This window comes from Mycobacterium sp. NGS41 (genome assembly GCF_059812725.1).
Genome location: NZ_JCALDF010000011.1, coordinates 79,125 through 104,275, shown reverse-complemented (window position 1 = coordinate 104,275; position 25,151 = coordinate 79,125). Strand labels below are relative to the sequence as shown.

Here is a 25,151-nt window from a genome sequence, read left to right as displayed (position 1 = left end):
AATGGAGGAGATGGATCAAAGACAACAGTCTTTCTACGACGCTGTCGGCGGTGCCGAGACCTTCAACGCGATCGTTTCGCGCTTTTACGCACAGGTTCCCGAGGACGAGATACTGCGCGAGCTGTACCCCGCCGACGACCTCGCGGGCGCCGAAGAACGCCTGAGAATGTTCCTCGAGCAGTATTGGGGCGGCCCGCGAACGTACTCCGACCGGCGCGGCCATCCCCGGCTGCGGATGCGTCACGTCCCGTTCCGGATCACGCCTATCGAGCGCGACGCCTGGCTGCGGTGCATGCACACGGCGGTGGCCTCGATCGACTCGCAGACCCTGGACGACGAGCACCGCCGCGAGCTGCTCGAGTACCTCGAGATGGCGGCCCACTCCCTCGTCAACTCCCCCCTTTGATGGCCGAGCGAATCCGGATGGGCTTCGTCTCTCCTCGCGCCAGCGCTCGTCGCCCAAAGCCGGTGTGGTGGTCGGACGCCGTCTTCTACCAGGTGTATCCGCGATCGTTCGCCGACAGCGACGGCGACGGGGTCGGCGACCTGGACGGATTGACGGGCCGGCTGGATCACCTGAAAGACCTTGGCGTGGATGCGATCTGGATCAACCCGGTCACCGTCTCGCCGATGGCCGACCACGGCTACGACGTCGCCGATCCACGCGACATCGACCCGCTGTTCGGCGGGCTGGCCGCGTTTGAGCGGCTGATCGCCGCGGCACACCGGCTGGGTATCAAAGTCACGATGGACGTGGTGCCCAACCACTCCAGTTCGGCGCATCCGTGGTTTCAGGCGGCGCTGGCCGCCGGGCCGGGCAGCGCGGCGCGGGACCGCTATTTCTTCCGCGACGGCGCCGGCCCGGACGGGCTGCTACCGCCCAACAACTGGGAGTCGGTGTTCGGCGGGCCGGCCTGGACCCGCGTGGCCGAACCGGACGGCACCCCCGGCCAGTGGTATCTGCACCTCTTCGACGCCGAACAGCCCGATCTGAACTGGGACCACCCGGACGTCTCCGACGACTTCGAGAAAACGCTGCGGTTCTGGCTGGAACGCGGCGTGGACGGCTTCCGGATCGACGTGGCCCACGGCATGGCCAAGCCGGCCGACCTGCCCGATACCCCGGGCGACACCGAGGTGTTGCGCCACACCGACGACGACCCCCGCTTCAACCACCCGAACGTGCACGCGATCCACCGCGACATCCGCGCGATCGTCGACGACTATCCCGGGGCGGTGACCGTGGGCGAGGTGTGGGTCCGCGACAACGCCAGCTGGGCCGATTACCTGCGTCCCGACGAACTGCACCTGGGCTTCAATTTCCGGTTGACGCAAACCGAGTTCGACGCGGCCGACATCCGCGACGCGGTGGACAACTCGCTTGCGGCAGTGGCACTGCAGGGCGCCACGCCGACCTGGACGCTGGCCAATCACGACGTGGGCCGCGAAGTCAGCCGCTACGGTGGCGGCGCGATCGGGCTGCGCCGGGCGTGGGCCATGGCGATGCTGATGCTCGCCCTGCCGGGCGCGGCGTTCATCTACAACGGGCAGGAGCTCGGCTTGCCCGACGTCGAGTTGCCCGACGAGGTGCTGCAGGACCCGACGTGGGAACGGTCCGGACATACCGAACGGGGCCGCGATCGGTGCCGGGTTCCGCTGCCGTGGTCGGGCGACAGTCCCCCGTTCGGGTTTTCGGCCAATACCGACACGTGGTTGCCGATGCCGCGGGAATGGGCGGCCCTGACCGTCGAAAAGCAGCGCGCAGATCCCGGCTCGACGCTGTCGTTTTTTCGGCGGGCACTCGAACTACGCAGGGAGCAGCCTGAATTCGACGGCACCGGGATCGAGTGGCTTACCGCGCCGCGCAAAGCGCTGATCTTCCGGCGTCGCGGCGGTGGCCTGGTGTGCGCCCTGAACGCCGGCACCCGGCCGATCAAGCTGCCGCCCGGCAGACTCATCCTGGCCAGCGCGGCGTTCGAGGGTGATCGATTGCCACCGAACAGTGCGGCCTGGCTGGTGTAGCCAGTCACTCCTGTCTACCGCCCTATGTGTGGAGCCGGTCGGGTAGCGGCCAGGAGTGCACGTCGCTGCTGATGCGGTCGGCAGGCCAGCCGGCACGCTGGCAGGTTTGGAGCACCGCGTCGGCGCTGACGGCCGAGAACACTCCGAAGAAGGTTTGATCCTCGGGCACGATAAGCGCCATCACCAGGGTGACGGGCGGGACGTGAGTGTCGGCGGCCGCGGTACGGGCGAGGTGGGCGGCGGCGGCCTCGGCGGTCAGCGCGGCGGGACCGGATTGGTACCACTCGACCAGGAAGCATGAAATCGCCGGGACGGTGGTGCTCACCACGCTGACGGTAGCGACGACCGCCGAAGGTTGAATCAGGGATTTCCCTCGACATCTTTGTTTCGCAGCGCTACGGCCAGCCCGGCTCGGGACCGGATACCGAGTTTGCGGTAGATGCGGCTGAGGTTCATCTCGACCGTTTTTTCGGAGATGAACAGCTCTACGGCGAGTTGTTTGTTGGACAGCCCGGTCGCGGCCAGCGCAGCGATGCGCTGCTCGGCGGCCGTCAGCCCTTCACCGTCGCCGCGGGGACTGTCCAGGCGGGCAAGTTCTGCTCGCGCGCGGGACGCCCACAGCGGCGTGCCGAGCCGCTCGAAGGTGTCCAGCGCCTCGCGAAGCGTGGCCGCGGCGTCTTGCCTGCGTCGGCGGCGGCGCTGCAGCTGACCCAAAAGAAGCCGGGTGCGGGCCGTTTCGAACGGCATCGGGAGGCGCTGGTGGTGGACCATCGCTTGCTTGAGGGCGAGCTGAGCCCCGTCGAGATCGCCTTGCGCGGCGAGCACATGGCCGCGCCCGCGCGCGCCGATCGCCAACATCCACGGCCGATCATGGCGGGCTCCATTGCGCTCAAGGGCCTCGACCAGCGTCTCGGCCTCGTCGGTGCGGCCCAGGGCGCTCAGCGCCTCGATCGCGTCGGGCAAATGGCCGCCGCCTTCGATCTCGGTCCCGCGAGCTGGGTCGAAGGCCTCGATGTAGGGCTGCAGAATCGCGAGCGCGGCGGGGTAATTGCCCAGCGAAACTTCGAGAAAAGCCAAGCTGTTCGTCGGCTCTTTGGCCAGCTGACTCGCGCCGATCTCGTTGGCGGTAGTGATTGCGGCCTGTGCCGCGGCGCGTGCGTCGGCTTCGCGGCCGGTGTATGCGGCGGCAGCGGCCTGCTGGGTCCAAGCCGTGACCAGCACCAGGCGCCCGCCCATCTGTTCGGCGCGTTGCGCTGCTTGGTCGGCCGCCTCGGTGGCCTCGGCGTAACGGCCCGACCAGACCGCGATGGCGGCGATGTGCACTGCGGCCCAGATGACGTCGACTTCGGTGCCGCCGTCGAGCATTCGTTGCTGGACTGCGCGCATCTGGGCCCGGGCCAGATCGAGGTCACCGGTGTAGGCAGAGATCATTGCCTGTACGGCGCTGGCTTGAAAAAACGTCGTCGCCCCGCCGCGGGGATCCTCCAGCTCCAGTGCGATGTCCAAGGCTTGTTGGTCAACGCCGTCTCCCCATACGAATTTGCCGGCGACCCAAATCGACAGCGCCTGGCTGCGCAACCCTGGTACGCCCAGTTGGTCCGCGAGCTCGACCGCCTTCTCGCCACGTTTCATCGCTTCGCCGAGTCGGTCGGTCATCACCAGCATCAGCGCCAGGCGCAGCCGACACAGCAACCCCAGCGCAGCGTCGTCGCCGGCCTCGTCGACGGCCGCGCTCATCGCTTCGACCGCGCCGGTCATATCGTCGTCGTAGGCCTTCACCGCACCAAGCCACATCAGCGCCAGACAGCGCAGCACCCCTGGTGTCGCTGTGTCGAGCGCTGTCTGCAGATGCCTGCGCGCCGCCACCAAGGAACCCGCCCGAAAGTGCAACTCCCCCGCGCGGATGCGCCGAGGGGCGGTGTCCCCGCCCAATTTCAGGGCCAGTTCGATCAATTCGGCCGCGACCGCAGGTGCGCCTTGCGCGACAGTGGCTTCGCCGGCCGCATCCAGAGCCGACAGCGCATCTGAATCCCCGGTGGTGGCGGCCAGAGCCAGATGGCGGGCCTTGACCTCCGGGCGCTTGTCCAGCGCGGCTAACTCGCGGTGCATGGCCCTGCGACGCGAGGCGGTCGCATTGGTGTACACGCCGGTGGCAAACAGCGGATGAGTGAACCGCACCCGATTTCCGTCCAGGGTGATGACGCGCAGGTCCTCCATCGGTTCCAGTACCTCGACCACACGGACTGCCGACATGCCGGTGGCGGCACCCACCGACTCCACCGTCGGCGCTGCGCTACACGCCGCGGCCAGCAGTAGCGTCGCGGCATCGTCGTCGGCGTGACCGATCCGCCGGCGCACCAGCGCGGCCAGATTATCCGGCAGCTCAACCGTCGTGGCCGCCACGTCAGTTGCGGACGAAGCAGCCAATTCGATCGCGAAAAGCGGGTTGCCGCCGGAGATCTGATGGATCCGGGTGATCGCCGGCCGCGGCAGGGTACGGCCCAGCCGGGCCGCCACGAGCGTGTGCACACCCCCAAGGCTCAGCGGTTGCATCCGCACCCGGCTGACGATGTCGGGCCGGCGGAACTGCAACCACGATTGCCCGTCCTCCGACCCCACCTCGCCGGTTCGCACGCACAGCGCCAACCCGACCCGGCCGGTGAGCCGGCGAGCGGTGAAGCCGACCACCGCGCGACTGGAAGCGTCCAGCCATTGCGAGTCGTCGATCGCCAATAGCACGGGAGCTTGCGCGCTGATGCGTTCAATGACCGACAAGAAGCCGTTGGCCACCACGCGTTCGTCGGTAGCCGGCCCGCCGCCGGCAAATTCGCCGACGCGGGCGCGCTGTAGCGCAATCCGTTGCACCTCCGGCAACGCCGCCAGCATCGCGTCGTCGACATCCCTCAACAGATCCGCCACCGCCGCATACGCATAGGTCACCTCGGCAGGTGAGCCCTGCGCCGACAGCACGCGAAACCCCAGGTCCTCCGCCGCGACGGCGGCCTCCAGCAGCAACGTGGTCTTGCCGATGCCCGCCTCGCCCTCGACCACCAATCCCGCAGGACCGGCTTGGGCGCGCGAGAGGAGATCGGCGACCGCGCGAGCTTCCGTCGCCCGCTTCACCCTCCCTCCGGACACGCCAAGAATCCTCCCAATCAGCACACACGTACCGCAGAGGAATTGCCTAAAACCGGCCGAAATAAAAGCCCCGTACCGGATCGCGATTTGTCACCCGCGGGATCGCCCGCCTGCGCCAGACTGAGGCATCACAGCGGGAGGGGCGTCGTCATGGCCGGGCTTCGGGTAGGGGTGCAGGGTCCGCTTTTCGTGTCACGGCCCAGGGCCGAGGCCTTCACCCGAATGTCGTATCTGAGCGCGGCGGCAAATCGCGTCGACTCGTTTTGGGTCCCCGACCACCTGAACGGCTTGTTCCCCCGCTCGCTGTGGCAGCAGAAGTACTGCGGCGCCGTGAGATTGGTGCCGGCGGTGGATGCCTACCTGGAGCCCTGGACCATGCTCGGGCACCTGGCCGCGCGGAACCGCATCGGCCGCATCCGATTAGGTGTTGCGGTGACCGACACCGGGCGGCGCAACCCGGCAGTCACGGCACAGGCCGCCGCGACGCTGAACCTGCTGACTCGTGGGCGTGCGATCCTGGGCATCGGCCCCGGCGAGCGGGAGGGCAACGAGCCCTACGGCGTCGACTGGTCTCGGCCCGTCGCGCGATTCGAAGAAGCGATAGCGACCATCAGGGCACTGTGGGACTCCAATGGTGAACTGGTCAACCGAGACTCGCGGTACTTCCCACTACGCAACGCCGTGTTCCAAACACCGCCGTACCGAGGGCAATGGCCCCAAATCTGGATCGCCGGCCACAAACCTCGCATGCTGCGCGCGGTCGGTCGCTACGGCAACGGCTTCCTGCCCGCCTACGCGCAGCGACCCCGCGACTACGCGGAACGGCTGGAGATCGTGCGCGGCGCTGCCTCCGACGCCGGCCGCGACCCGATGAACATCGTTCCGGCCATGTGGTTGCCGGTCGTGACCGGAAAAAGCCGTCACGACGTGGACGAAGCCCTCAACTCCGAACTGATCAGGATCGGTGGCCTCAACTTCCCCGACGAGCTATTCGCGCGCCACGGCGCTCAACACCCCATGGGTGCGGGCTTCTCGGGCGGCCAGGACCTACTGCCCCACGACATCGACGAGCAAACCGCCCTGTCCTACATCGAACAGATTCCGCTCGCCGTACTACGCGACGCCGCACTCACCGGCCCACCCCACGAAGTGCTGGAGCAAGCGGCGCAATGGCGGGACAGCGGAGTGCGTTACCTCATCCTCGCCAACGTCAGCCCGCTGCAGCGCAGCCTGCGCAAAGGACTGGCGTCCGCGCGGCACTTCAACGCCATCATCCGCGGACTCAAACGCCTGTAGCCGAGTCCAGAACCAGCCTTCGGGCGTGCGCAATCCAGGCGAAGACAAGGGAAATCCCTCTATCTGACCAGTCTTTCGCCTCCTAGCGTTCAAGCCAGCAAACCTTGAGTGTGAACCCGGGGGCACGCGAATTGGTTCAGCATCGAGCCGCCCTTCGAGTTCACGTTCGCCAGAAGTAGGGGGAATCATGAATTGGAAATTCAATGCCGTAGCGGCCGCGACTGTTTTCGCTGCGGGGCTGGCTATCTCGCCGGCGGCTCACGCCGACACCACATGGTCGTCGATTTTTATCGAGCACAACGGGACGCGGTGGGGTGCGGCCGACGACTATCCCACCGCATCCGCCGCACGGGCAAGAGCGAACGACGAGTGCCAGCGGACGGGTGCGGCCATCTGCAATGAAATTGCCACCGGGCAAGGCTGCGTATCAGCGGCGCGCAATAACAGCGGATGGTCCGGGGCCGCTCGGTCCAACAAGGGCGCGGCCGAAGCTGCCGCACTCGGCGGCCGTCCCGGCGGACACATCGTGGTTACCCGGTGCTGAGAAGAGTGCCGAAAACATCCTCGAACCGCTGATCAATAGCCCCGGGGGGGAAATAAGGGGAGGTGGCGCCGTTGGGTTGGCACAAATGTTGCCGGCCCGCGGCGCCACCGCCGAGGTCCCGATGTCAGCGCAGCATCAGCGCCGGCTGGCCGCGACGCCGATACACCGAGCCGAACCGGGCGTCGACCCGCAACCACGTCGGCAGAATCCGGACCCTGATGATTTCGTCGGCTTCCACTGTTGCGTCGGCTTGGTCGGGTGACTGGGGCAGGAAACCCATTGCGGTCAAGGCGAACACACAACGCATAGGTAGCCCGACGCTGGCGTCAGCCGAACTGACCCGGATCACCTCCTGGTCCAGCAGCGAGACGGGCGGGCCGTGGGAACTGCTGTGCTCCTTGGCGAGTCGGGCACCACTGGCCGCGAGATCCAGCATCACCCGGGCCGGTATGTCGTCGAGGTGGGTAAAGCCGGATTCCGGTGGCAATGCGCCACGCCATGCCGCGTCCATCGAGAAGCCCGGGTCGACGTAGCCCGAGGCGTCCATAGCCGAAAGGCCCCGCGCCAGCCCGTCCGCACCGACCGACATATCGTCGGGCCGCACCCTGCCGGCCACCACCCGGCTGGCCAGCACGTCGAAACTCGTTGCCACCCATGCGGTGAGCAGTCCGGCGGACCGTGCGCGGATCCGGATGACCGCGGCGTCGTCGAGCCGCATCGCATGGTCCACGAACGTAGCCAGGTCGGCGCGGTGGGCCGCGTCACGCAGCCAGAGCCCGCGCTCGGCTCGCGTCGTGCGATCCCGCGATTCCCCGTTTATTCCCTGAGCCACCGTTGCAGATACTCCCGATGATGGGGCGACAAGCGCACCAGGCGCTGTTCCTCGATATGCACCGCGGCAAGCTGCGACTCGGCGATGACGGCCGGCCTGGACGCCGGGTCGGCGTTGACGGAGCGCACTTCGTAACCCAGGGTGAAGTCCACCGCGCGCAGCCGCTTGGTCCACATCGTCACCTGCAGCGGCGAATCGGCCAGGCGCAGTTGATCTTTGTAGGTGACCCGGACGTCGGCGATCAGCAAGCCGATGGTGGTGATGTCCGCACCGAACGGCTCCTTGAGAAACGGCACACGTGCCTCTTCGAGAATCGTGACCATGGTCGCGTGGTTGACGTGCTGGTACATGTCGATGTCCGACCAGCGCACCGGCACCGGCGCGACGAACCCGACGCTCATCCAGACGACCCTCGTCCGCTGGTTCGCGTCATGCGGCGAATCTGACGCGCGGCCACCGACAACGTCGCGAGATCCTTCTCGCCGCTCTCCTGGATCTCGATGAGCGTGCGGCGTGCCCGCTCCACCCGTGATGCGCTGGTGTGTTCCCACTCTGAGATCTTCTCTTCACCACTTTCGTCCGGTTCCCCGACCGCAAGCACATCGAAACACAACGACCGCAACGAGGCATATATGTCATCACGAATCGCCAAGCGCGCCAACGAATGCCAGCGGTCGTTTCGCGGCAGCCGGGACACGGCGGTCAGCAGCCCATCGGTCCCCAGCCGGTCCATGAGGGCGAAATAGGTGTCGGCGACTTCGGGCGCCTCGATTTCGGTGATGTCGGCGATGTCGATGACGTCGAGCAGGCTGTAGCGGTACAGGCCGGCCGCGACCCGGTAGGCCAAATCCTCGGGTGCGCCCTGCGCGGCGAATTCGGCGGCTTCCTTCTCGACGATGGCCTTGTCGTCGCCGCGCAACCATTGCGACATCTGCGGCGTCAGCGCCCGGACCTTCGCCGCGAACCGGTTGATCTCGGCCCCGACGGCCAGCGGTTGCGGGCGGTAGTTCAGCAGCCAGCGTCCGGCCCGGTCGATCAGCCGACGGGTATCCAGGGTCAGCCGGTCCGACAGCGCGACGGGCAGATTCGCCGCCTGGATGCGGCGCCATACATGACCGATACCGAAGATGGCGTCGGTGGCGGCATAGGTGCGCACCGCGTCGATCAGCGTGACACCGACGTCCTCGGTGATGCGGAATGCGTAGCTGATGCCGGCGGTGTCCACCAGATCGTTGATCAGCATGGTCGTGACGATCTCGCGGCGCAGCTGGTGCGAGCGGATCTCCGGGGTGAAACGGTCGCGCAGCGGCTTCGGGAAGTAGTGCGGCAGCCTGGATGCGAAGACATCCTGATCCGGCATCTCGGTGGCCAGCACCTCCTCTTTGAGCTCCAGCTTGACGTGCGCCATCAACGTCGCCAGCTCCGGCGAGGTGAGCCCCAGCCCGACCTCGGTGCGCCGGTGAATCTCCTTCTCCGACGGCAGCGCCTCCAGTTCGCGGTTGAGGCCGCGCTCCACCAGGTGCCTGATCTGATCGGCATGCACCGGCAGCAGGCTGGCCGCGTTGGCGCGGCTGGTGCCCATCAGGTCGTTCTGGTCGACGTTGTCGGCGAGCACCAGCTGGGCGACCTCATCGGTCATCGACTCCAGCAGCGCGGTGCGCTCCTCAGGTTGGACCTTGCCAGCCGTGACCAGCGAGTCGATCAGGATTTTGATGTTGACCTCGTGGTCGGAACAGTCCACGCCCGCGGAATTGTCCATCGCGTCGGTGTTGATCCGGCCGCCGGAAAGATCAAACTCGACGCGACCCCGCGCGGTGACACCGAGATTGCCGCCTTCGCCGATGACCTTGGCGCGCACCTGATTTGCGTTGACCCGCACCGGATCGTTGGCGCGGTCGCCGACATCGGAATCGGATTCGGCCTCCGCTTTGATGTAGGTGCCGATGCCGCCGTTGAACAGCAGATCCACCGGTGCCTCGAGGATGGCGCGGATGAGGGTGGGCGGCGACATCTCGGTGGCCCCTTCTCGCGGGCCGTCGATGCCCAGCGCCGCGCGGACCTGCGCACTGACCGGGATGGACTTCTGCTCGCGGCTGTATACCCCGCCGCCTTCGCTGATCAGCGACTTGTCGTAGTCGTCCCAGCTGGACCGGGGCAAGTCGAACATCCGCTTGCGTTCGTCCCACGAGACCGCGGCGTCGGGGTCGGGGTCGAGGAAGATGTGCCGGTGGTCGAATGCCGCGATCAGCCTGATGTGCTTGCTCAGCAACATGCCGTTGCCGAACACGTCGCCGCTCATGTCGCCGACGCCCGCGACGGTGAAGTCCTCGGTCTGCGTGTCGACTCCGAGTTCGCGGAAGTGTCGCTTGACCGCCTCCCAGGCACCCCGAGCGGTGATGCCCATGACCTTGTGGTCGTAGCCCACCGATCCGCCGGACGCGAAAGCATCGCCCAACCAGAACCCGTAGGACTTGGCGACATCGTTGGCGATGTCGGAGAACGTGGCGGTGCCTTTGTCCGCGGCCACCACCAGGTAGGCGTCGTCGCCGTCGCGCCGCACCACCTCAGGCGGCGGGTTGACGTTTCTGGTCTTGTGATCGACGTTGTCGGTGACGTCGAGTAGTCCGGAGATGAACAGCTGATAGCAGGCGACGCCTTCGGTGCGGGTGGCCTCACGGTCGGTGGCGGGGTCGCCGGTGGGCAGCGGCGGCTTCTTCACGACGAACCCACCCTTAGCCCCGACCGGCACGATGACGGCGTTCTTGACCGCTTGCGCCTTGACCAGGCCGAGGATCTCGGTGCGGAAGTCATCGCGGCGGTCTGACCAGCGCAGGCCGCCGCGGGCCACCGGGCCGAACCTCAAATGCACGCCTTCGACGCGCAGCGAATACACGAAAATCTCGAACTTCGGGCGTGGCAGCGGCAGCTCGTCGATCAGCTGAGCGTTGAGCTTGAGCGCCAACACGTCACGGCTGCGGGCCGAACCGTCGTGTGTCACAAAGTAATTCGTTCGCAAGGTGGCCTGGACCAAAGACGCGAAGGCGCGCAGGATGCGGTCGGTGTCCAGGCTCACCAGCGCGTCGATGTCGGCGGCTACGGCGGCGGCGGCAGCTTGCGCGTCGCGGCCGGCCGATGCACCCGATGGCCTGGGATCGAACAGTGCCTCGAACAAATTGACCAGCGATAGCGCGGTGGACGCGTGTTCGTTGAGCACCGATTCGATGTAGGACTGGCTGTATGGAAAACCCACCTGCCGTAGGTATTTCGCGTAGGCGCGCAGCAGCACCACCTGCTGCCAAGTCAATCCGGCCCGCAGCACCAGCTCGTTGAAGCGGTCGATCTCGACGCGGCCCTGCCAGATCGCGGTGACCGCGTCGGCGAATCGCTCCGCGGTCGCGTCGCGCTCGGCCTCGGTCGTTCCCATCGGGATGGTCGGATGCGGCGAGATCCGGAACTGGTAGATCCACACCGGCAGCCCGTCGGGCCGGGTGACCGTGAACGGGCGCTCCTCGAGCACCACCACACCCATGCTCTGCAGCATTGGCAGCAGCTCGCTCAACGAGGCGCTGCGTCCACCCAGGAACCAGGTGAGCCGGGCCTCGCCCTGCTCGTCGCGCTCGGCGAACACCAGCTTGACCGAATCATCGCCTAGCTCGTTGACGATGGCGATGTCGGTGATGGCGTCGGCCGGGGTGACGACCTGCTTGTAGGCCTCGGAGAAGGCGGTGGCGTAGTGCTCGGCGTCGGATCGCGAGACGGCACCGTCGGAGCGGTCCGCCGCCGCACCGATCAGCCGGTCGGCCCAGGTCCGCGCGGCTTCGCTGAGCAACGCCTGAATCCGGAGCCGGTTGGCTTCCGAGACGTCGACCGGTGCCGCAGCCGGGTCTCCCTCAGGCAGCCGCACCATGAAATGCATTAGCGCCCAAGGTGATTCGCTGACGCGAGCGGTGAATTCCAGTCGCGTCCCACCGAACTCCCGGACCAGGATGTCTTCGATCTGCAAGCGCACCGCCGTGGTGTAGCGATCGCGCGGGACATAGACCAGGCAGGAGACGAAGAACTGCAGCCGGTCGGCGCGCAGGAACAACAGCGCGCGCCGCTGGGACCCCAGATCGACCACGGCTTTTGCCATCGTGAACAGCCGCTCGGCGTTGAGCGTGAAGAGCTCTGGGCGTGGGACGGTCTGGATGACGTCGAGCAGCAGTTGGCCCGGGTGGGCGGGGTCGCTGGCGGCCATCGTCAACGCCGCGCGGACCCGGCCCGAGATCATCGGAATGTCCAGGACGTCGGCGTTAGTGGCCGCAACGGTGAACAGGCCGACGAAGCGGTGCTCCAGAACACCGCCGTCACCGTCGCCGAGCTTCTCGCGAATCGCGATGGCATACGGGTAGGCGCCGTAACGCAGGTAGCTGCCGACGGCGGCTTGGGCCAGGACCAGCAGCTTGGTGTCGTCGGTCAGCCGGGGGCGGGTGCCGGAGCGGGCCCGCAGCACGCCCAGGCCGGTGGTCCCATCGCCGATGACCAAACCATCCTGCACCCGGCATGGCTGGTAACCCAGCAGCAGGAAGTTTCCGTCGCCCAGCCAGCGCAACAGCCCCGCGACGTCCTCGCGGTCGGGCGCTGAATAGTGGCCGTCGGCATTGCTGTCGACGCTTGCCGCCAGCTCGCTCAGGGTGGCGATCATCCGTGCGGCGTCGGACGCGACGCGCTGGACATCGGCCAAGACCTTGGGCAGCAAGCGTTCGACTTCGGCGAGGGTCTTGCTGTCGCCCGAAGGCGAGAGCTGGACATGTATCCAGGCCTCTCCGACGTAGGGCGAGCTGTCCTCGGCTTTCGGTTCGATGCTCAGCAGCTCGCCCGCCGAGTTGCGTTGGACCTCGAACACCGGGGTCATGATCGCCGTGTAGGAGACCCCGAGCCGGTGCAGCAGCACCGTGACGGAATCCATCAGCATGCCGCCGTGGTCGGTGACCACTTGCAGCGCGGGCCCGAACCCGGCCGGATCGTCCGCAGGGTGGACGCCGACACAGCTTTCACCGGCCGCGCGGCGCTCGCCGAGGCGATAGTGGGCGCCCAGCATTGCCGGTGTCACCAGTGAGGCGGGTTCGGGTGCCGGGACCTCCGAGGGCTGCGTCGCGTCGTCGTGGGGTCCTCGATAGCTTTCGATGTAAGCCTTCGAGATCCACTCCGGAATGTCACTGCTCTGCGTGAACGAGGTCCACGCCGCGACATCCTGCCTGGCTCGGGGATCGATCGTCATGCCGATTGCTCCCAACTCGCGACGGATACCACTCGGTCAACCGCCAGACAGTGGCAGAGCTGACATTAGTCCCGAGTCAGCTTGCGGTGGGTCACTCTGTGCGGGCGAGCGGCTTCGGCGCCGAGCCGTTCCACCTTGTTCTCCTCGTAGGCACCGAAGTTGCCCTCGAACCAGAACCACTTGGCTTCGTTGTCGTCGTCACCTTCCCAGGCCAGGATGTGCGTGCAAGTGCGGTCGAGGAACCAGCGGTCGTGCGAAATCACCACCGCACAGCCGGGGAAGTTCACCAGCGCATTCTCCAGCGAACCCAGGGTCTCGACATCCAAGTCGTTGGTCGGCTCGTCCAGCAGGATCAGGTTGCCGCCCTGCTTGAGCGTGAGCGCCAGGTTCAGCCTGTTGCGCTCGCCGCCGGACAACACACCGGCCGGTTTCTGCTGGTCGGGGCCTTTGAATCCGAACGCCGACACGTACGCGCGGGACGGCACTTCGGTCTGACCGACCTCGATGTAGTCCAGCCCGTCCGACACGACCTCCCACACCGTCTGCTTCGGATTGATGCCGGCACGGGCCTGGTCCACGTAGCTCAGCTTGACCGTCTCGCCGACCTTGACCGTGCCGCTGTCCGGCTGCTCAAGCCCGACAATGGTTTTGAACAGCGTTGTCTTGCCCACGCCGTTGGGACCGATGACACCGACGATGCCGTTGCGGGGCAGGGTGAAGGACAGGTCCTTGATCAGGGTGCGTCCGTCGTAACCCTTGTCGAGGTGTTCGACCTCGACCACCACCGAACCCAACCGCGGCCCGATCGGGATCTGAATCTCCTCGAAATCGAGCTTGCGGGTCTTCTCCGCCTCTGCGGCCATCTCCTCGTAACGCTGCAGGCGCGCTTTGCTCTTGGCCTGACGGGCTTTGGCTCCGGACCGGACCCAGGCCAGCTCTTCGGTCAACCGCTTCTGCAGCTTCGCGTCTTTGCGGCCTTGTACCGCAAGGCGTTCGGCCTTTTTCTCGAGATACGTCGAGTAGTTGCCTTCATACGGATATGCGCGACCCCGATCCAGTTCCAGGATCCATTGGGCGACGTTGTCCAGGAAGTAACGGTCGTGGGTGACTGCCAGAATCGCGCCGGCATAGCTGGCGAGATGCTGTTCGAGCCACTGAACGCTTTCGGCGTCCAGGTGGTTGGTCGGCTCGTCGAGCAGCAGCAGGTCGGGTTTCGACAGCAGCAGCTTGCATAACGCCACCCGGCGGCGCTCACCGCCGGACAGGTTGGTCACCGGCTCGTCCGGCGGCGGGCAGCGCAGCGCATCCATGGCCTGCTCCAGCTGCGAGTCCAGATCCCACGCGTCGGCGTGATCCAGGTCCTCTTGCAGCCGGCCCATCTCCTCCATCAACTCGTCGGAGTAGTCGGTGGCCATCAACTCGGCCACCTCGTTGAACCGGTCGAGTTTGACTTTGATGTCGCCCAGGCCCTCTTCCACGTTGCCGCGAACGGTTTTCTCCTCGTTCAGCGGCGGCTCCTGTTGCAGGATGCCGACGGAGGCGCCGGTGGCCAGGAAGGCGTCGCCGTTGTTCGGCTTGTCCAGACCGGCCATGATCCGCAAGACGCTCGACTTACCGGCTCCATTGGGGCCCACGACACCGATCTTGGCGCCTGGATAGAAGCTCAACGTGACGTCGTCCAGGATCAACTTGTCGCCGTGCGCCTTGCGGACCTTTTTCATCGTGTAGATGAACTCAGCCATGCCGCAGTTATGCCTTTCTGGTCTTCAGATTTATCTCGCGGACCATCCTATGCATCGCCTAGCAGGGCTAAGGCGGTCGGCCGACCTCCCCACGAGCGGACGGTGGTGTCCGCTCGCTGGGAAAAGCCGTGCTAAGCCGACAGCGGTAGCGGGGTGCGGCCGGCGTCGGCCGACTCGGTCCGGTCCGCTCCGGTGCCGGTGTCTTCGTCGGCGGCGTCGCCGGCAGTTGCCGCGGATGCGGGAGCATCACCGGTGGTCGGACCCGTATAGCCCGGCTTCTCGATCCGCACGATCGCGCGGGACACATCGGGTCCGACCGACGTGGCACGCATCTCCAGCGACGACCGACGGATGCCCTCACGGTCCTCGTATTCGCTGGTGTAGACGTGGCCGACCACGATCACCGGTGCGCCCTTGCCTAATGCGGCGCCCACCCCGGTGACCAATTTGCCCCAGCAGTTGACCGTGATGAACAGCGAGTTGCCCGGCTCCCAGCCGCCGTCAGCGGTTCGCCGGCGGGAATTGCTGGCGACGCGGAACTTGATGACCTCCTGGTTGCCGACCTGGCGGCGCTGGGGGTCGTTGACGATGTGACCGACAACGGTAAGCGATGTTTCAAACATTGACTCGATTCCTTCCTCGATGTTCCAGACAGCGTTCGTGCTTGGTGCTCATTCAGCGCCGGGTCACCGACAAGTCGGATCCTGCTTGGTCGTGACAAACGGGGGCTGTGGAGAAAGTCGCGACTGTGGATGAGAGGACCGGCAAGGTCATGCTTGCCGTGTGGCGGGCCGCCGACGACATCGACGCCTGGGAGTCGGGATGGAAGAGAAGGGACGGAGCGCCGAGCCTGTAGTTTTGCAGGCTTCTTCTCGACATTTCGCTGCAAATTTACAGTTTCGGAGAAACCAGTCCACACGGTCGCCGCGAGAGCCGCTAACGCAACGTCGCTGCACGCTCTAGTGCCCTGCGTCGCGACGCGCGAGTTCGGCCAGCATCGCGTTGTAGGCGGCCAGGTCGGCGTCGTCGTCGCGCTCAGCGGCCCGGTCCAACCTCCGGGCGGTCCGTTTATCGCTGCGCGCCCACTGGACCAGCAGCGCGATCATCACGATCACCAACGGCAGTTCGCCTGCCGCCCAGGCTATTCCACCGCCCAATCGTTGATCACCCAGCAGATCGGTATGCCAGCTCAGGCCCAGTGATCGGTAGTAGGCGGCGCCGAGCACCCTGCGGGTGCTCATGAGTTCCACGCCGAAGAAGGCGTGTAACGGCAGCGAGGCGAAGACCACAGCCAACTTGGCCAGCGGCGGGATCGGCCGCGGTGTGGGGTCCACCCCGATCACGATCCAGTAGAACAGGTAGCCGCTGAGCAGAAAGTGCACGTTCATCGCCAGATGGCCGGCGTGACTGCCCACAGCGTCGTCGAAGATGCTCCCGAAGTACAGGCCGTAGAACCCCGCCACGAACAGCGCGGTAGCGACCACCGGGTTGGTCAGGAGCTGCGAGAACCGGCTGTGCAGCGCGGCCAACAGCCATTCCCGCATGCCCGGCGGATCGTCTCGGCCGGCGGCGGGTAGCGCCCGCAAGGCCAAACTGACCGGGCCGCCCAGCACCAGCAGGATCGGTACCAGCATCGACAGACCCATGTGGGCCACCATGTGCATGCTGAACATCGCCGGCATATATCGACCCACGCCCGACGAAGTCACGAACAGCAACGCCGCGCAGCCCAGCAGCCAGGCGAGAGTCCGGCCCGGCGGCCAACTGTCGCCGCGGCGGCGCAGCCGCATCACCGCGGCCACATACAGCACCGCCAAGACGATTGCCGCCGTACCGAAGATCAGGTCGAAACGCCAGTCGAACAGCACGCGCAACAGGGTGGGCGGCCCGTTGAAGTCGTAGCCGATCTCGGCTTCGGGTATCGAGGGTATCTGGATCGGCGGTGGTGGCGGCGGTGTGCGGCCCAGCCCGACGGCGATACCGAAGGTCAGCCCGAAAATTACTGCCTCGGTCAGCGCCAGCCGGATCAGGGACGTTCTCGGCGAGTCCGAATCCGCTTGCAGCGCAGCGACTGCGGTGCGCCGCTGGCGCCAGCCGAGGATGCCCAGCGCGCACAGCGCGACGAATTTGGCGACGACCAGTCGTCCGTAGCCGGTGGTCAGCAGGTCCGAAGGCAGCACCCGGACCAATGCGTTGACGACACCGCTGACCGCCATGGCGACCCAGCACCACAGCGCAATCGCGGAGAAGCGCCGCGCCGCCAGGTCAGTGTGCTCAGGCCCGCGCAGCGCATGGGCGAGCAACACCAGCAGACCACCGGCCCACAGGCTGGCCGCGACGAGGTGGATCAGCAGGCTGTTGGTGGCCAGGTCATGCGAACCACCGGCCGACGAGTGACCGGTCAGCCCAAGAGGAATCAGCGTCACCAACGACCCGAATAGCAGTAGCGGCGTCCACGACCAGCGCAGCACCGTCACGCTGGCCAGCGTGACGATGGCGGCCAGCACCGCCGTCCAGCGCCACGCCGACGCGGTGTTGACCAGTCCGGCCAGCGACCACAGCTTCACCAGGTTGAGATGCTCAGCCACCGGGTGACCGGACACGTCAGAGATGGTCAGCGGAACCAGTAGGGCGGCACACACCGCCCAGATTCCCGATGCCACCGTCCCCAGCCGCAGCGCACGGTACCCGCCGACGTCGAGTACCCCGGTGCGCTGGGGCGGCACCAGGAACGCCGCGAACAGGAATGACCCGACGGCCAGCACCGCGGCGATCTCACCGGCCGCGCGGACGAATGGCAGGCCCAGGGTGGTCGCCGGACCGGGATCGGGCAGCCCGGTTGCCGTCAGCGCGTTCGCCAACGACAACGCGCCGATGCCGGCCGCCGTGCAACCCGCAAGCACCGCGACGCCGGCCAGCAGCGGCCAGATCAGCGCGGCGGGCTTGCCGGCGGGGCGAGCAACCGTCATCTACCCAGGGTATGGTCGCGTGCCCGAGCTACTGAGTTTGACTCTCTGCCTTGGCCGTGGAGCGTTCCTGGCGGGCCTCCAGCTCGCGTGCGATAAATCGATTACGCGCGATTTTCTCGACGTAGTCGAAATCTCGCAGAATGTTGCGCAATTCCGCGCGGAAGGCGATCCGGCGCTCGGCGAGGTCGGACGCGGGCGCGATCAAATCCTGGTCGACGACGACCTGGCGCGCCGTGTCGAACAGCAGTGTCGACACCGGTTCGCTACTGCGGACTCGGCCCTGTGCCACGTATTGACGACCTACCCCGAGTGCCAACTCGGTGAGTTCCTTCTGGCTGACGTCCGCCGGAGTATCGCGCAGCACGTCGGCGACGATCTCGTACGCTTCGAAGAACACCCGCAACATGGCGTCGGACATCAACGGTCGCTTCGCGAACAGGATCGCGTCGATCTCCTCGCCGCCGGCGGCGACGTGGGTCTCCCAATTGTCGTGCCACGCCATCTCTTCGGCGATGTTTTCCTTGAACGCCGTCGAATCGGCGAAGTAGAAATCGAATTTCAGCAGATCGCGCAACCGCATCGCCTGGGCCCAGAACGCCTCCATGCGGTCGCCGTCTGCATGACGGGCGTGCGAAAGCGCGAGTTCGACGATCGAGGTCTCCAAGAAGGCGTGGATCACCGAATTGCGGTAAAACGCCGCCGCGTGTTCGTGTTCGGGCGCGATGTACCACACCGGTTCCCGGCCGCTGTCGACGCGGGTGACCGGGTGCCCGTTGGACAGGGCGTCCACCGCCGCACGTACCCCTTCGCGCGAGCGCAGCCGCAATGCGCTTGTCGACACCGGCGTTTGCCTGCGTTCCAGGTAGTCCAGTGAGTCCTGCAAAGTGCGGTGCAGTTGGTCGAGCGTCAGCGCCGTGCCCCGGGTGGTGAGCAGCAGCGCCGACACCAGGCCGGTCGCCGTGATCGGCGTCGCCTGCAGAATCCGCCAGGCGACTTCGAACGACATCTTCTGCATTGCAAGTCGTTTGGCGTCCTGGTCCTGAGCCATCGGACCATGCGGTGGGCCGAGGTACTGCCGCATCGAAACCGCTTCGGGGAAGCGGACGTAGATCTTGCCGTAGTTGCGCTCACCTTGTGCCTTGATGAAGTTGTAGAGCCAGCTGAAGCCCTCGGGCGTCTTCTCGGCCCCGCGCGCATAGGCGGCGTATTCGGCAATTTCGTGCAGCTGGTCGAAGCAGATCGAAACTCCCTGCAGCAGAATGTCGTCGCTGCGTCCGTCCAGGTATGCGTCGGCCACATAGCTCATCAGGCCGAGCTTGGGCGGCAACATCTTTCCGGTGCGCGACCGAGTGCCCTCGATGGACCAGCTCAGGTTGAAGCGCTTCTCGACGATGTAGCCCACGTATTCCTTGAGCACGTACTTGTACAACGCATTGTCGCCGATGTTGCGGCGGATGAAGATCGTCCCCGAGCGGCGCATCAGCGGGCCCATGACGCCGAATGAGAGGTTTATGCCGCCGAACATGTGCACCGGCGGTAATCGGTTGTCCTGCATGGCTACTGGCACCACCGCACCGTCGATGTAGGACCGGTGCGAGAACAGCAGGACGGCCGGATGGGCTTCCAGCGCGGCGCGCATGGCCGCGACTTGGTATTCGTCGTAGTCGAATTCGGGATCGAATCCTCGGCTGAGCAACCTGCCGAGCACGGATATCACATCTACCGACGCCTGACTCCATCCAGTCGCGAGCTCGTCGAGCATCTTCCCGGCTTCTTCGACGGTGGCTCCCGGGATCCGCTTGAGGCCGGCGCGGAATCGCGAGGACGCCAACATCTCTGGCTTCACCAGGCGGGGCGACTTGTATTGCGGTCCCAGGATCCGGTACTCCGCGCGCGCCAGTGCCAGAATCGCCCGCCGGGTGACGAACTGTGCGAAATCGCGCTCGTTCTCTCCGACCGTGGTGTCGCGCCACAGCTGGCGCAGTTCGGATACCTTGGCCGGCTCGCCGGCCAGCACCAGCGCGCGGCGGGGGTCGGTACGCAGGATGCGCTGTTGCTGACGTTGGTTGGGGTGGTAGGGATCCCGGCCGGGCAGCAGACCGGTGACCTTGTCCAACTTGCTGCGATCAGCGGGAGGTAACCAGACCACGCGCACCGGCACGATCGAGCGGTCATCCGCCGCGGAGTCGGATTCGAGTTGCTCAACTAGCGCTGTCAGCGCCGACGGCGCCGCATTGCCGGGCGGCAGTTTCAACACGTCGAACCTTGTCTCCGGATTGCGGGCCCGCTGGCGGCCAAGCCAATCCATGACCAGCTGCAGCTCGACTGGAGTCTCCATAGACGCCAGCACCAGTGAGTCTTGCGCGGTGAGGACTGCGCCGACGTGTGCGGCCGGTTTGGTCACGGCCGTCCTCGGGACCGATCGGTCGGCGATTCGGCGCTGGCCGCCTTGGGAGCCGTCTTCTTAGCCGCGGTCTTCTTAGCGACTGTCTTCTTAGCCGTCGTCTTCTTAGCCACGGTCTTCTTGGCCGTCGTCTTCTTAGCCGCAGTCTTCCTAGCCGTCGTCTTCTTAGCTGCCGTCTTCTTAGGCTGTGCCTTTTTCGCGGCCGTCTTCTTGGCGGCCGTCTTGGCGGCCCGAGGCGCCGTCTTCTTGGCCCGGGCGTACAAGCTGTGCTCGGGCAGCTCGTCAACGGGCCAGTCGGCCAGCGTGTCCAAATACAGTTGGCGTACGTCGGCGATTCGCTCCGGCAACGTGTCGAGAGTCCAGCCGTCGACCGAAATCGGCGGAAACACAGCGACATCGACCGTTCCCGGATTCATGATCGTGGAGTTTCGCGAAGCGATGATCTCCGCGTTGCGGATCACGATGGGGACAATCGGGATACCCACCGCCATCGCCATGCGGAACGCCCCCTTTTTGAAGGGTCCGACTTCGGTCGTGTCAAGCCGGGTACCTTCGGGGGCGATTACGATCGACAGACCATTCTTGGCGCGCTCTTCGACGGTGTGCAGCGTCTCCACCGCGGCGGCCGGATCGTCGCGGTCGATGAACACGCCGTCCAATAGCTTGCCGAGGGTGCCCATGATCGGGTCGTTGGCCAGTTCCTTCTTGCCCACACCCACCCAGTTGTCTTTCACCAGCGCGCCGGAGATGATCGGGTCAACCTGGTTGCGGTGGTTGAAGATAAAGACGGCCGGGCGCTGTGCGGTCAGGTTCTCCTTGCCGATCACGTTCAGCTGCACTCCGGCGGTGGCCAGCAGCACCTGCGAGAAGGTGGAGGTGAAAAAGTTCACCCCGCGGCGCCGGCTGCCGGTCAGTACCCCGACTCCCACTGCGCCGGCGGCCACCGGGAACATCGAACCCAAGCCGGCGAGCGTCCGTATCTGCCGCCGCAGGCCTACGCCGCCACGACTGTTGAATCGCAAAATCGGCCAGCCACGGCGCTTGGCGACGGCGGCCATCTTGCCTTCGGGGTTGGTTGGCCGCGGATTGCCGACCAGGTACATCAGCGCGACGTCCTCGTCGCCGTCGGCGTAGAAGTAGCTGTCCTTGAGGTCGATGTCGTGCTCGGCCGCAAACCGTTGTACCGCAGCGGCTTTGCCCGGCCCCCACAAGATCGGTTTCAGCACACCGCCGGTGAGCAGCCCCTCTTCGTTGGTCTCGAACTTGTTGGTGAGCAAGTTGTTGATCCCGAGGAAGCGCGCCACCGGATTGACCTGAATGGTCAGCGCCGACGAGCTGAGCACCACGGTGTGGCCGCGGGCCACGTGCGCCCGGACCAGGTCACGCATTTCGGGGTAGATCCGCGACTCGATCCGCTGGGCGAACAGCCGCTCGCCGATCTCGTCCAGGTCGTCTATCAGCCGCCCGGCCAGCGCCATCGACGCCTTGCCGATGAGATCTTCGAACTCGATGCGCCCGAGCGTGTGGTTCAGACCGGCCTGAACCATGCTGAGCAACTCGCCCACGCCCATGTCGCGGCGCCGCAGTCGCTCCTGCGTGAGGATGACGGCAGTGAAGCCCGCGACCAACGTCCCATCCAGATCGAAAAACGCTCCGACTTGCGGGCCCGCAGGACTGGCCATGATTTCGGCGACCGACCCGGGCAACCGCAGATCCTTTCCCTCCTTTGGGCGCCTGTTCGTCTGGCGGTCTTCGTCCAGCTCTTTCGAGGTGCTCATGAGCCCGACGCCGATCGAGCAACCGAATCGGCCGGCTCGGCGGTGAACGACGCCGGCACCGCGCGTGGCGAATCTCCGCCGGCCAGCGCCAGGATCTCGTCGAAACCGTCGAGCAGGCACTGCGCGAACAACGTGTCGTTTTTGACCGAGGCCCGGTCGTAGCGCACGGTGATGGTGCACCACCCGCCACGGGAAATCAGCACCACCATCATCGCCACACCGGGTAGCGGCCCAATGCCGTACTGCCGCAAGATCTTTGCGCCGGCGATAAAGGTGTCTCCGGGGTAGACCGGGACATTGCTGGCCTGCACGTCGGAGCCGACCACCGAACCGGTGATCCCCTCGAGCACCGCTGTCGGCAGAACGCTCAGGACCGGCGCCATGGAACCGATGATGTTCATCGCCGGCTCGTCGCGGCGTTGGGTCATCTGAGCGCGGATCTTCTTCATCCGGGCCACCGGATCGACGGTCCCCACCGGCGCCGCCAGGTTGACGCCGGTGAATTGATTGCCGCCGGCCGCATCACCTTCGGCCCGCAGGTTCACCGGCACCGCCATCGGCAGCGTGCTGATAGGCACGCCAAGAGCCTCGTGGTAGCGGCGCAGGGCACCGCACAGACCGGCGAGATAGGCGTCGTTGATCGATCCTCCCCCGGCCTTCGCGGCCTTGTGCAAATCCGAGAGCGGAATGTCGATCGCTTCGGTGTGACTGGCCAGGCTGCGCCGGCGCAACAGCGGCGACGGCTCGGCGGCTCGGTTCATCACGCGCACACCCGAAGCCGCGTAGCCGACGATCCCTGAAACGGTCGACACCGGATCCAGAATCGCCCGCCCCGCCACCGATACCGCCCCGGACACCGCGCCCACGACACCGCTGACGATGGCGGCAGGCAGATGGTTGATGCCCTCCCGCATCAGGTCGTTGGGCGTCAGGTCCTGCGGAATCGGTTGCGGGAGCGTCGGTCTGGACGGTGGATCACGCTCCAGGTCGTAGATCTCCGCGAACATCTCGACGCCGCCCACGCCGTCGGTGACCGCATGGCTGATATGCAGCAGCGTCGCGGCCCTGCCGTCGGCCAGACCCTCAACCAGGGTGGCCGTCCACAGCGGCCGCGAGATGTCCAGCGGTGACTGCAGCATCAGCTCAGCGAGATCGATCACCTCACGGAGCGTGCCGGGCCCGGACACGCGCAGCCGGCGTACGTGGAAGTCCAGGTTGAAGTCGGGATCCACCACCCAGCGGGGTGCCGCGGTCGGCAGAGTCGGCACCACGACCTTCTGTCGCAGCCGCAACACCTTTCGGGAGGCACTTTCGAATCTGGCCCGGAACCGGTCCCAGTCCGGTGTGGTGTCCAGAAGTTCGAGCGCCATGATGCCCGAGCGGGTCCGCGGATTGGCCTCGCCGCGATGCAGCAGATAGTCGACCGGTCCCAGCTCGTCGGACAAACTCAAGGTTTCGACGGACTCAGCCATTTTCACGACCCCGCCGACGTGCCAATCTCGCCACCGCCGCTCAAGCCTCCTGCTTTCAGCACCGCGCTACCCGATTGTCATGACAACGCTAGTCCGGTTGGCGCGCCGGTGAAAGCAGGTGAGGACCGACGCAGCGGAATGGCTGCCGCTGCTCGCGAGACGCGGTTCAGCTGGCCGGGGTTACTGCTAACGGCAGCGAATCCACCACCGAGCTGGTGCGGCGCCCGTAGACGACGCCGAGGAAGTCCGCGACGGCATTGGCGGTCAGCCGGGATCGGACCGTGGGCGTGATGTCGAAAGCGTGGTGTGCATTGGCGAGCTCGACATAGGACACGGTGGCGGCGCCCGCGCCGCGTAGGGCGGCGCAGAAGGCTTTGGCCTGGCCGGTGGGAACCAGTTCATCCTTCTCGCCGTGCAGCACGAAGAAGGGCGGCGCGGCGGGGTGCACGTACGAAATCGGTGACGCCGCCTTGAATCGCTCCGGCTCCTCGGCGTAGCGGGCGTTCATCACAAACTGCTCGAGGAACGGCAGCATCATTTCGTGCATGTTGTCGAAGTCGGTGAAGTCGTAGACGCCGTAGTAGGGCGCAACCGCGTGCACCGTCGTATCGGCTCTTTCGAATCCAGGCTGAAAGGTCGGGTCATTGGCGGTGAGCGCGGCCAGGGAAGCCAGGTGCCCGCCCGCGGACCCGCCGGTGAGCGCGATGAAATCCGGGTCGCCGCCGTAGTCCCCGATGTTCTCGCGGACCCAGGCGATCGCGCGCTTCACGTCGATGATGTGTGCGGGGAATTTGCTGCGCGGGCTCTTGCTGTAGTTGATCGAGACGCAGATCCAGCCGAGTTCGACCATTCGGCTCATCAGCGTGTAGGCCTGAGGGCGTTTGCCGTTCAGCGACCACGCTCCTCCGGGGACCTGGATCAGGACGGGGGCGTGGTCGCCGGGCGCGATATCGGTGCGCCGCCAGATGTCGAGCAGATTGTCGCGGCCTCCCGGACCGTAAGGGATGTCGGAGGTGTGGGCCGCGTAGCGGCGGTGCGGCCCGGCCACCGGCAACAGGCCGCGACGCGCACGGACGGTCGGATCGCAGGCCGGGTGACAGACCAGGTCGCGGTAGTCCGGCCCGAACGATTCCTCGAGCGCGGCGGTGAGGGCTTGATCCGCCCGCTGCGCAGCCCACGTCGCGCCGACGCGGCCGATCGACCAGCCGGATACCCGGGACAACGCATGCCCGGTCACGACGTGCGGGGGAAACTCGGTGGACAGCCAGCCGGCGACCCAGCCCACGGCGAACGGCGAGCCACGCAGCAACAATGCGCCGTTCTGGAATGTGACTCTGGCGTCGGCCGCCAGCTGAGCTCCCTGTCGCAGCGCTTCGGCACCAGCCCGGGAGCACCGCGAAGTCACGTTCATGACCATGGTCAAGCCCACCCCTCGACGTCAGGCACACGCATCGTTGCGTTAACGGCTGATTGCCAGCCGGTGGAGCACGTGTGTCGAGGCTCACACCATAACCGATAGTTGCGGACGGGCAAGACTTTTCGCGCGCGTCGCGGTGGAGGAAATCTATCGGCGGCCGCCGTTGGATAGACTGACCAGCACATTGCCTCCGTAGCTCAGGTGGATAGAGCAAGGGCCTTCTAATCCCTAGGTCGCACGTTCGAGTCGTGCCGGGGGCACCGGGTCAGGCTAGCCA

At 66.2% G+C, this 25,151-nt stretch carries 16 protein-coding genes and 1 tRNA gene; 5 read left to right on the top strand and 12 right to left on the bottom strand.

Translation table 11 applies throughout. The annotated features are described in order from the left end of the window. The first annotated feature begins 10 nt into the window (after positions 1–10). The gene (locus AC5Y21_RS12895) at positions 11–406 is read left to right on the top strand and encodes a globin (protein WP_499912819.1); all 396 of its coding nucleotides are present in this window, start codon (positions 11–13) and stop codon (positions 404–406) included. After that, positions 406–2,022, top strand: a complete 1,617-nt coding sequence (locus tag AC5Y21_RS12890; RefSeq protein ID WP_499912817.1) for a glycoside hydrolase family 13 protein — start codon at positions 406–408, stop codon at positions 2,020–2,022. Before AC5Y21_RS12895 ends, AC5Y21_RS12890 begins: the two co-directional genes overlap by 1 nt. Positions 2,023–2,044: 22 nt before the next feature. On the opposite strand, the gene AC5Y21_RS12885 is transcribed toward AC5Y21_RS12890, so the two are convergent. Both AC5Y21_RS12885 and AC5Y21_RS12880 read right to left on the bottom strand, forming a co-directional pair. Further along, on the bottom strand, positions 2,045–2,347 hold the full coding sequence (locus tag AC5Y21_RS12885; protein WP_499912815.1) for a nickel-binding protein: 303 nt from the start codon (positions 2,345–2,347) through the stop codon (positions 2,045–2,047). Between the two features lie 35 nt (positions 2,348–2,382). Further along, the gene (locus AC5Y21_RS12880) at positions 2,383–5,145 is read right to left on the bottom strand and encodes an AAA family ATPase (protein WP_499912813.1); all 2,763 of its coding nucleotides are present in this window, start codon (positions 5,143–5,145) and stop codon (positions 2,383–2,385) included. 165 nt (positions 5,146–5,310) lie between these two features. Between AC5Y21_RS12880 and AC5Y21_RS12875 the strand changes: the two genes are divergently transcribed. Then, positions 5,311–6,456, top strand: coding sequence for an LLM class flavin-dependent oxidoreductase (locus AC5Y21_RS12875; protein WP_499912812.1), 1,146 nt, complete (start codon positions 5,311–5,313; stop codon positions 6,454–6,456). A 187-nt stretch (positions 6,457–6,643) separates the two neighbouring features. Continuing rightward, positions 6,644–7,000 (top strand): DUF4189 domain-containing protein, encoded by a 357-nt coding sequence (locus tag AC5Y21_RS12870; protein WP_499912810.1) that lies wholly within the window; start codon positions 6,644–6,646, stop codon positions 6,998–7,000. A gap of 124 nt (positions 7,001–7,124) precedes the next feature. Here AC5Y21_RS12870 and AC5Y21_RS12865 read toward each other — a convergent pair whose 3' ends face one another. From AC5Y21_RS12865 to lipQ, 10 genes are all read right to left on the bottom strand, one after another. Beyond that, on the bottom strand, positions 7,125–7,820 hold the full coding sequence (locus tag AC5Y21_RS12865; protein ID WP_499912885.1) for a DUF8010 domain-containing protein: 696 nt from the start codon (positions 7,818–7,820) through the stop codon (positions 7,125–7,127). Beyond that, positions 7,817–8,233: an acyl-CoA thioesterase gene (locus AC5Y21_RS12860; RefSeq protein WP_499912808.1), complete on the bottom strand. Its 417-nt coding sequence runs from the start codon at positions 8,231–8,233 to the stop codon at positions 7,817–7,819. The genes AC5Y21_RS12865 and AC5Y21_RS12860 overlap by 4 nt, the downstream gene beginning before the upstream one ends. Then, positions 8,230–13,092, bottom strand: coding sequence for an NAD-glutamate dehydrogenase (locus AC5Y21_RS12855; protein ID WP_499912806.1), 4,863 nt, complete (start codon positions 13,090–13,092; stop codon positions 8,230–8,232). The genes AC5Y21_RS12860 and AC5Y21_RS12855 overlap by 4 nt, the downstream gene beginning before the upstream one ends. A gap of 65 nt (positions 13,093–13,157) precedes the next feature. Beyond that, the gene (ettA, locus tag AC5Y21_RS12850; RefSeq protein WP_499912804.1) at positions 13,158–14,834 is read right to left on the bottom strand and encodes an energy-dependent translational throttle protein EttA; all 1,677 of its coding nucleotides are present in this window, start codon (positions 14,832–14,834) and stop codon (positions 13,158–13,160) included. A 131-nt stretch (positions 14,835–14,965) separates the two neighbouring features. Next, on the bottom strand, positions 14,966–15,457 hold the full coding sequence (locus AC5Y21_RS12845; protein ID WP_499912802.1) for a single-stranded DNA-binding protein: 492 nt from the start codon (positions 15,455–15,457) through the stop codon (positions 14,966–14,968). A 336-nt stretch (positions 15,458–15,793) separates the two neighbouring features. Next, positions 15,794–17,803: a bifunctional copper resistance protein CopD/cytochrome c oxidase assembly protein gene (locus AC5Y21_RS12840; RefSeq protein ID WP_499912800.1), complete on the bottom strand. Its 2,010-nt coding sequence runs from the start codon at positions 17,801–17,803 to the stop codon at positions 15,794–15,796. A 28-nt stretch (positions 17,804–17,831) separates the two neighbouring features. Next, positions 17,832–20,207, bottom strand: coding sequence for a glycerol-3-phosphate 1-O-acyltransferase (locus AC5Y21_RS12835; RefSeq protein WP_499912798.1), 2,376 nt, complete (start codon positions 20,205–20,207; stop codon positions 17,832–17,834). Further along, positions 20,204–21,985, bottom strand: a complete 1,782-nt coding sequence (locus AC5Y21_RS12830; protein ID WP_499912797.1) for an HAD-IB family hydrolase — start codon at positions 21,983–21,985, stop codon at positions 20,204–20,206. The genes AC5Y21_RS12835 and AC5Y21_RS12830 overlap by 4 nt, the downstream gene beginning before the upstream one ends. After that, entirely contained in the window at positions 21,982–23,457 is a 1,476-nt protein-coding gene (locus AC5Y21_RS12825) for a WS/DGAT/MGAT family O-acyltransferase (RefSeq protein WP_499912795.1), read from the bottom strand. Before AC5Y21_RS12825 ends, AC5Y21_RS12830 begins: the two co-directional genes overlap by 4 nt. Before the next feature lie 166 nt (positions 23,458–23,623). Then, positions 23,624–24,874 carry an esterase LipQ gene (gene lipQ, locus AC5Y21_RS12820; protein WP_499912884.1) on the bottom strand — a complete coding sequence of 417 codons (1,251 nt, stop codon included), beginning with the start codon at positions 24,872–24,874 and terminating at the stop codon, positions 23,624–23,626. A gap of 186 nt (positions 24,875–25,060) precedes the next feature. Here lipQ and AC5Y21_RS12815 point away from each other — a divergent pair. Further along, positions 25,061–25,134 (top strand) — tRNA-Arg (locus AC5Y21_RS12815). The last annotated feature ends 17 nt before the right edge of the window (positions 25,135–25,151 follow it).